Source organism: uncultured Jannaschia sp. (assembly GCF_947494055.1).
GTDB lineage: Bacteria > Pseudomonadota > Alphaproteobacteria > Rhodobacterales > Rhodobacteraceae > Jannaschia.
This window is the reverse complement of record NZ_CANLTR010000079.1, coordinates 1-7608: the sequence shown is the minus strand read 5'-3', so window position 1 is coordinate 7608 and position 7608 is coordinate 1. Positions and strand designations below refer to the sequence as shown.

The following is a 7608-nucleotide window of genomic DNA, read 5'->3' as shown; positions in this document are numbered from 1 at the left end:
TCCGCTCCTCTCCCAGCCAGGGAAACTTAGCGGAAAACTCCAGTTTCAAACGGTCCAGTTCTCAGGGGGCAGAGCACTGTTTACGCCGGTTGGCGCAGGTTGAGCAATCGCTCGCCGCGCGGAGCTTTCATCTCGCGCAGCGGGGCGGGCGATTGCGGTGGTCAGGGCCTGCGCGTAGTTGGTCGGGGTCTGGCAACCCAAGGCCGAGTGCGGGCGTTCTGTGTTGTAGTCGGCAGCCCAGGCGGTGATCACGATCCGGGCATGTGCCAGGTTGCGGAACATTGTCTCATTGAGCAGCTCGTCCACTGCCTGGCAGGCGATTGTGAAGCAATCTGCCGAGAGGGGCGCATCCGGCCATTGAAACTCTCCACGAAGCCGTGTCTCGCATCGGTTTGCCCGGCGCGATGTAATGCCATTCGATCCGGTGTTCGGAACACCACCGCAGGATCGCGTTACTGGTCAGTTCGGTCCCGTTGTCGCTGACAATTATCCCCGGCTTTCCCCGGCGCTCGATCAGGGCCGTCAGTCCATGCGCCACACGGCGGCCCGAGATCGACGTGTCCGGGATTGCCGCGAGGCATTCCCGAGTGACGTCGTCGACCACGTTGAGAACCCGGAAGCGCTGGCCGTTGGCGAACTAGTCGTGGACAAAGTCCAGTGACCAGCGTGCATTGGGCCGCGCCTCCACCAGAATCGGGGCCCGCGTCCCGACCGCCTTGCGTCGGGCCTTCCGCTTGCGCACCGTCAACCCCTCCTCCCGGTAGAGCCTGTAGATGCGGTTGATCCCCGAGGGCTCGCCCTCGCGACGGAGCAGAACGAACAGGCGCCGGTAACCGAACCGCCGGCGCTCGTTGGCCAGGTCCCGCAACCGACCGCCCAGCACTGTGTCCGGCGCGCGCTGAGATCGATAGCGGATCATCGTTCGATCCGCGCCGGCGATGTGGCAGGCCCGCCGTTGCGACAGGCCATGCTCGGCCCGAAGATACGCAACGGCTTCGCGCTTCCCGGCGGGCGCTACCGGCCAGCGTCCTGCGGGCTTACGCGGCCCCACTGGGGCCACGGTCCCTTGGACCTACAGCTTCGCGTTCTCATCCTCGAGCGCCTTCAGCCGCTTGGCCTCTGACACCGTCATGCCGCCGAACTCGGCCTTTCAGTTGTAGAAGGTGCCTTCGGACATGCCGTGCTTGCGGCACAGGTCCGCGCACTTTGCGCCCGCCTCGTGTTCGCTCAGGATGCCCCCTCTCGGCAGCATCCTGCGCATGCGCCTGCCGGGCAGCGGATGATCTGTTCGACCGTGAATCTCGTTCGCTTCATTGTCCGTCCTCACGTCGGGACGGACTCCAATCGGCGGTCGAAGAAAAATTTCGTGGCAGGTCACGCGCGACCCTGCGCGCGGAGGACCGCGGGACGGCTGCAGAGGCGCTGTCGCGCCAGGCCAACCTCGCCCTTCTCGCCGCCAAGGCGGACGGCGGCGGGCGGATCCGCGCCTTCGAGCCAGGCATGCAGGAAGCGGCGACCCGGCGCGGCGAACTGGAGCGGGATCTTCGCGCCGCGCTCCGGGAGGACGAGATCGAGGTCCATTACCAGCCGCAGGTGGATGCCCGGACCGGCGCGTTCGTCGGGGCGGAGGCCCTGGCCCGTTGGCGGCATCCGGAGCGGGGCATGGTCTCGCCGGGCGTCTTCATCCCGCTGGCCGAGGAGACCGGACTGATCGGGGAGATCGGCGAGCGGGTGCTCCGGATCGCCTGCGCAGAGGCCGTGCACTGGCCGGCCGAGACGTCGCTCGCCGTCAATCTGAGTGCGATACAGCTCGGCGACGCGAACCTGCTGCAGAAGGTCTCCCGCGTCCTCGCCGAGACGGGGTTCTCCGCGCAACGCCTCGAGCTCGAGGTGACCGAGACCGCGCTTCTCGGCGACGACGAGCGGACCTACGACAATCTTCACCGCCTTCGGAAACTGGGCATCCGCGTCTCGCTCGACGATTTCGGCACCGGCTTCTCCTCGCTAAGCCATCTGCGGCGGTTCCCGTTCGACAAGATCAAGATCGACCAGTCCTTCGTGCGCCGGATTCCGACGGACGCGGACAGCGTGGCCATCGTCCAGGCGGTGACGGCTCTCGCCAGGAAGCTGCGGATGCGCGTCACGATCGAAGGGGTGGAGACCGCGGAGCAGAGGGCCTTCGCCCGGCGGGAGGGTTGCGACCAGATCCAGGGCTACCTGATCAGCAGGCCGATCCCGTGCGACGAGGTCCGCACCTTCATGATGGCCGTTTCCGATCTGCCCCGGTCCGCCTGATCCCCTTGATCCGCCGAGCGGAGCATTCTCAAAACCAGCAAGGATCTTGCTGCCCGGCCAAACCGTTTCACGGGGTCGTTTCACATGGGCGCGCCTTGGCGCCATCTGACTCGGTCGTGCCCATCATCCACATCCCCACGCCTCTGCACATGCTCGATGATGATGTGTCCGAAATCCATATCTGCCTCGTTCCGGGTCCGGCAGCTTGTAGAGACTAGTCGTTCTGACCATCTGCGGCTTCAGGGTCAAAAGGAAGAGACGAGAGGGCTGTGGAGGCTGAGGTGACGACCGGATCAAGACAGAAGCAGCGACTGATACGGCAGTTTGCAGTGCTGGAACGCCAGATTCCCGTTTTGCGGCAACCGATCCGCATTCTGCTGCGTACCGGTTGGATACTGGCGCGCGTGCCGCTCGCCCTCCTTCTGATCCTTGGCGGCTTGTTCTCCGTATTTCCGTTTCTTGGGCTTTGGATGTTGCCCCTCGGTCTTCTGCTCCTCGCTGTCGATATGCCTGTCGTACGGCCGGTAATCACGACCGCGGTGATCCGCAGCCGCCGAAGGGTCTCGATCATCATGCGGAGCCTCCGGGCCTGGCGGCGCGCGCCATGAGTACTCCCTGGCCACTGCGGCATGATGAGCGAACGACCAGATCATCCGCTGGACCGTTCACGATACCGGCTGATGAAACAGGCGATGAATACCGGTAGCGCTGACTTCATCGAGGTGCTGAAAGACGTCGGGATCGCCATCAGCATGCCTCTCGGTGATTGCTTGCAATCGCCTGCCGGTAACAGACGGCAAGAGTGCGTGGCGCGACAACGTCTTCCCCCTCCCGGGACATCGCGAAGCGATGCCCTGCGGGGCAGTGGTCGAGCGGCTCTGGCGGACGGAGAAATCCGAGGAGGCCTACCTGCGCGCCTACGCCAGTGTCTCCGAGACCCATGCGTCGGTTGACCGCTATCCACGCTTCTACAACGGCACGAGACCGCATTCGTCGCATGGCGGGCAGACGGCCGATCAAGCGTATCTCAAACAGCTGACGCCGATCCCGGCCGCGGCGCAACCAAAGCGGCGATCCTCTTGGCGGCTGCCCAGAAGCTGTTCAGACGAAACGAGCCGCCTCATCTGGGCTCGGTGAGGAAGTCGTCAAGAGGGGTCCTCTGGCATTGAAGATCAATGAGGCTGGAGCCGAGACGCTTACGCGATCTATTGCGCGGAGTACCCGGTACCCTTATGTGTATACCCTGACGGAATAATACACATGCGCACAAACATTGTCATAGACGACGACCTCATGACGTCCGCGATGGCCGTGACGGGTGCGGCGACGAAGCGGGAAGTCGTCGAACTCGGTCTGAAGACCCTGCTTCGCCTCCAGCATCAGAAGGATCTCAAGCAGCTCCGGGGTCGTGTAGATTGGACAGGCGATCTAGAGATGATGCGAACCGACGGATGATCCTCGTCGATTCGAGCGTGTGGATCGATTATTTGCGCGGAACCTCCAACGCCGAGACGGATCTTCTCGATGGGCTTCTAGGCGTGGAGCCTGTCGCGATCGGTGACCTGATCCTGACCGAAGTCCTGCAGGGGATCGGACCGGATCACGCCTTCGAGCAAGCTCGAACTCTCTTTTCTGCTCTGGACCTCGTAGAGATCGCCGGATCCTCGGTTGCCCTGGAAGCGACTCGCAACTTCCGCCGTCTCCGCGCGAAAGGGATCATGGTTCGCAAGACGATCGACACGTTGATCGCCACGCGCTGCATCCGCGACGCCATTCCGCTTCTTTTCACCGACCGGGATTTCCAGCCATTCGTGGACCATCTGGGACTGACATCCGCGGCGGGCGGGAGAAAGCGCTGACTTCCGTGCTGCTGGCGACACAAGTTTCGCACGATGAGTTGCACGTAAGCTAAAGAGGACCGGCATTTTTGATGAGAACCATACCCTTACCGCCAAACCTTGACGCAGAGCGCCTTGCTCTGCGGTCCCGTAATCCGCAACCGATCGCGACCTCACCTTGAAAAAGATCGGGGCGAGGTGCGGGTCAGGGAGGCAGACGAATTCAGCATCGAGCCTGACCCGAACCTTGAAGCGCTGTCGCCCGTTCATAGGTCGAGGCTCTAGGACGACCTTGCCCGACAATCGGGACAGCGATCGGGACGGCCCGGACACGACCGGGGTCAACTCATGCGCACAACATCCGACCGCATTCGCCAGGCCGTCGGCTTCGAGGTCGGAGGGCTGGCGATCACGGCGCCGCTCTTCGCCTGGCTGTTCGATCATCCGCTCGGCGATGTCAGCGCCGTGGTGATCATCGGCGCCACGACCGCGACGCTGTGGAATTACGTCTACAACCTCGTCTTCGACCAGCTGCTGCATCGTGCCACGGGACGTCTGCGAAAAACGCTTCCGATCCGCGTCCTCCATGCGATCCTCTTCGAGACGACATTGCTGCTGCTCCTGCTACCGCTCTTCGCCTGGTGGCTCGGCATCACGCTTCTCGAGGCATTCCTGACGGATATCGCCTTCGCTGCATTTTACGTCGTCTACACGTTCGGCTTCACTTGGGTCTACGATATCCTCTTTCCCGTGGATCGGACCGCGGCTGCGATCGGGAGGCAATGATGGAAGATGACAGCGACGCCTCGCCGGCTTGCCTGGCACACCGCCTCGTCGACGGACATCCCGTCGATCTAAATACGGCACGGGACGTGTCTCGGTTCCGAAGGGCTGAGCGGGCACGGCTCATGGAAGCGCGCAGGCGGATTTCGTTGATCGACCGCGCGGCGATGAACGACATGCTCGTACGCGCGCTCGATGAGCTGATGACGCCTCGACCGGGCCTTCGGATCGCCGCCTACTGGCCGATCCGCGGCGAGCCCGATCTGCGCGGGTGGATGGCCCGTGCCCACACGGCCGGTGCAACGATCCTCCTGCCGGTCGTGGTGGAGAAAGACGCACCGCTCGCCTTCCGTGCCTGGTCGCCCGGCTGCGCCATGGAGCGCGGCATCTGGCACATCCCGGTGCCGAGAGATGGCTCGGAGATGCGGCCGGACGTGGTGATATCGCCTCTTGTCGGCGTCGACGAAGGCTGCTTCCGGCTCGGAAACGGCGGCGGCTACTACGACCGGACGCTGGCACGGCTTGAGCCGCTGCCTCAAATCATCGGTATAGGCTGGCCCGATTGCGCCATCCCGACGATCTTTCCGATGCCTTGGGATGTGCCGATGGACCACGTTCTGCTCGCCGACGGTTCGATCCGGCATCGCACCTGACGGGAGAACGATCGACCACGGTCCGTCCCGATTCTACCTGTTAGCCTATCCCGAAACGCTGGCCATTTCGCAATCGTCTGTGATCTTTCGTACCACACGATTGGGTTCCTCAGGATGGTTTTCCGTCAGGTTCGCCCCGTCGCCGATCCGGTTGCTGTGGGCAAAGAGGCTTGGCGAGGCTGGGCGGTCTCAATCGGTCGTTGCAACGCTCTGAGAGGCTGTTTGGAAAGTCGCCGGCCGGCCTGTTGGTGCCATGTTCTATCCGGAGAAGCGGAGGAACAGTATGGCGCGACGTAGCTACCCGACGGATCTGACCGATGCCCAGTGGGCGCTGATCACCCGGCATTTCCAACCCGAGCGGCGTGGTGGACGGCCCCGCCAGACTGATCGTCGCGCTGCGGTCGACGCAATTTTCTATCTATCGAGGACGGGCTGCCAGTGGCGGATGCTGCCTGCCGATTTTCCGCCCCGGGGTACGGTCTGGTGGTACTTCCGGCGCTGGCGGCTTGACGGGGTCTGGGTCCGTTTGCACCGGAATTTTCGTGTCGCAGCTCGGGTGAAGGCCGGCTGTCGAAGCGATCCAACGGTGGTGATCATGGATGCGCTAGAGCTTTTCGGCCGAAACATGAATCGTGGGGATTCCCATGAGGGAGGCGGTGTGATTCATCCTTTTGAGGAGGATGGACCATGTCAGCACCTTTGCCGTCAGCGCTTCGGACACGGTTTCAGAAGTATATTGACGAGGGACTGAGTGGGCGTGCCGCTGCGGCGCGACTGAAGGTCTCGCCCGCGACCGGCGCCCGGTGGGCGCGGCAGATCAGGACGAAGGGACATGCCGATCCGGCGGTTCAGGGTCGCCCGCCCGGGTCGGGCAAGTTGGCGCCGTACCGGGCCTTTATCGACGAACTGGTCGCGCAAGACCCCGACATCACGCTCTTCGAGTTGCGCGACGCGCTCACCGAAGCGGAGGGGGTCCAGGTCCACCACTCGTCCATTGCCAAGCTGCTGACCCGGCTCGGCTTCACGTACAAGAAAAGTCGCTGGTCGCCACCGAACGCCGCCGCGCAAGGGTAAGGCAACAGCGCGCCGACTGGATGAGGCCCCGCCTCCCCGCCATCGCCGCCCGGCCCGAGCGGGTGGTGTTTCTTGACGAAACCGCCGTGAAGACAAACCTCACGCGCCTTCGCGGACGAGCCCCGCGCGGAGAGCGCCTGACCATGGATGCCCCATTCGGCAGCTGGGGCACGCAGACGCTGATCGCGGGGCTGACGGCGGACGCGCTGATCGCGCCTTGGGTGATCAAGGGCGCGATGGACGGCCCGGCCTTCGCCGCCTACGTCCGCAAGGTGTTGGTGCCCGAGATCGAGCCCGGCACCGTCGTCGTTCTCGACAACCTCGCCACTCACCGAAACGTCGAGGCCGCCCGCACACTCCGCGACCACGGATGCTGGTTCCTCTACCTGCCACCCTACTCGCCCGACCTGAACCCAATCGAACAGGCCTTCGCCAAGCTCAAGGCTCATCTCCGAAAGATCGGCGCACGGACATTCACAGAGATGTTCGACGCCATCGGTGCGATCTGTGATCTCTACGACCCGCAGGAGTGCTGGAACTACTTCACTGCTGCCGGATACGCCTCGGGTTAATGCCGAAACGCTTTATTGGTGAAGACGACCGAAAGGGGGGCGTTCGCGGCTTCGACGGCCACAAACGCGTGAACGGGCGCAAGCGCCAGATCCTCGTCGATACGGAAGGCTTTCTCGTCGCGTGCCGGGTCGAGTCGGCCGGCATGATCCGGCGGATCGCACCAGCATGACTTTTCACACAGCCTCTGTGCGGCGAGGCCTTCGATCAGGCGATTGCGCAGTGTTGCGCCGGCTTGAACGATGACAGGAGCCTGCTTGGAGTTGGCGAGATGGTCGTCTTCGCCTGCAGGGTACGGACCTCGAGAGGCTTCGACAACAGGAAGCCCTGCAATTCCGAGCACCCGAATTCCGTCAGGGCCTTGTGCTGCTCGACCGTCTCGACGCCCTCTGCGG

At 63.6% G+C, this 7608-nt stretch carries 8 protein-coding genes and 4 pseudogenes; 9 read left to right on the top strand and 3 right to left on the bottom strand.

Annotation, left to right across the window (positions count from 1 at the left end; all coding sequences use genetic code 11):
* Positions 1-45 precede the first annotated feature (45 nt).
* Positions 46-1314, bottom strand: a pseudogene (locus Q1A87_RS22410) (IS3 family transposase).
* Between the two features lie 186 nt (positions 1315-1500).
* Between Q1A87_RS22410 and Q1A87_RS22405 the strand changes: the two are divergent.
* Positions 1501-2295, top strand: coding sequence for an EAL domain-containing protein (locus Q1A87_RS22405; RefSeq protein WP_299656763.1), 795 nt, complete (start codon positions 1501-1503; stop codon positions 2293-2295).
* Between the two features lie 293 nt (positions 2296-2588).
* On the opposite strand, the gene Q1A87_RS22400 is transcribed toward Q1A87_RS22405, so the two are convergent.
* Positions 2589-2948, bottom strand: coding sequence for a hypothetical protein (locus tag Q1A87_RS22400; RefSeq protein WP_299656760.1), 360 nt, complete (start codon positions 2946-2948; stop codon positions 2589-2591).
* Between the two features lie 51 nt (positions 2949-2999).
* On the opposite strand from Q1A87_RS22400, the pseudogene Q1A87_RS22395 reads away from it, so the two are divergent.
* The 8 genes and pseudogenes from Q1A87_RS22395 to Q1A87_RS22370 all read left to right on the top strand — a co-directional run.
* Positions 3000-3321: pseudogene (locus tag Q1A87_RS22395) on the top strand (integrase core domain-containing protein); the annotation flags it as partial.
* Between the two features lie 234 nt (positions 3322-3555).
* On the top strand, positions 3556-3750 hold the full coding sequence (locus Q1A87_RS24345; RefSeq protein WP_299845150.1) for a type II toxin-antitoxin system VapB family antitoxin: 195 nt from the start codon (positions 3556-3558) through the stop codon (positions 3748-3750).
* Entirely contained in the window at positions 3747-4154 is a 408-nt protein-coding gene (locus Q1A87_RS22390; protein ID WP_299656757.1) for a PIN domain nuclease, read from the top strand. The genes Q1A87_RS24345 and Q1A87_RS22390 overlap by 4 nt, the downstream gene beginning before the upstream one ends.
* Before the next feature lie 327 nt (positions 4155-4481).
* The gene (locus tag Q1A87_RS22385) at positions 4482-4919 is read left to right on the top strand and encodes a PACE efflux transporter (protein ID WP_299656754.1); all 438 of its coding nucleotides are present in this window, start codon (positions 4482-4484) and stop codon (positions 4917-4919) included.
* Entirely contained in the window at positions 4916-5569 is a 654-nt protein-coding gene (locus tag Q1A87_RS22380; protein WP_299656751.1) for a 5-formyltetrahydrofolate cyclo-ligase, read from the top strand. Before Q1A87_RS22385 ends, Q1A87_RS22380 begins: the two co-directional genes overlap by 4 nt.
* Before the next feature lie 253 nt (positions 5570-5822).
* Positions 5823-6320 (top strand): transposase, encoded by a 498-nt coding sequence (locus Q1A87_RS24340; protein ID WP_363323057.1) that lies wholly within the window; start codon positions 5823-5825, stop codon positions 6318-6320.
* A protein-coding gene (locus tag Q1A87_RS22375; RefSeq protein ID WP_299656748.1) for an IS630 family transposase occupies positions 6257-7215 on the top strand; the annotation gives its coding sequence in 2 pieces (ribosomal slippage) (positions 6257-6601 and positions 6604-7215; 957 coding nt in all). The genes Q1A87_RS24340 and Q1A87_RS22375 overlap by 64 nt, the downstream gene beginning before the upstream one ends.
* Positions 7216-7238: 23 nt before the next feature.
* Positions 7239-7334: pseudogene (locus Q1A87_RS22370) on the top strand (IS5/IS1182 family transposase); the annotation flags it as partial.
* Between the two features lie 86 nt (positions 7335-7420).
* Here Q1A87_RS22370 and Q1A87_RS22365 read toward each other — a convergent pair.
* Positions 7421-7608 (bottom strand): annotated as a pseudogene (locus tag Q1A87_RS22365) (hypothetical protein); the annotation flags it as partial.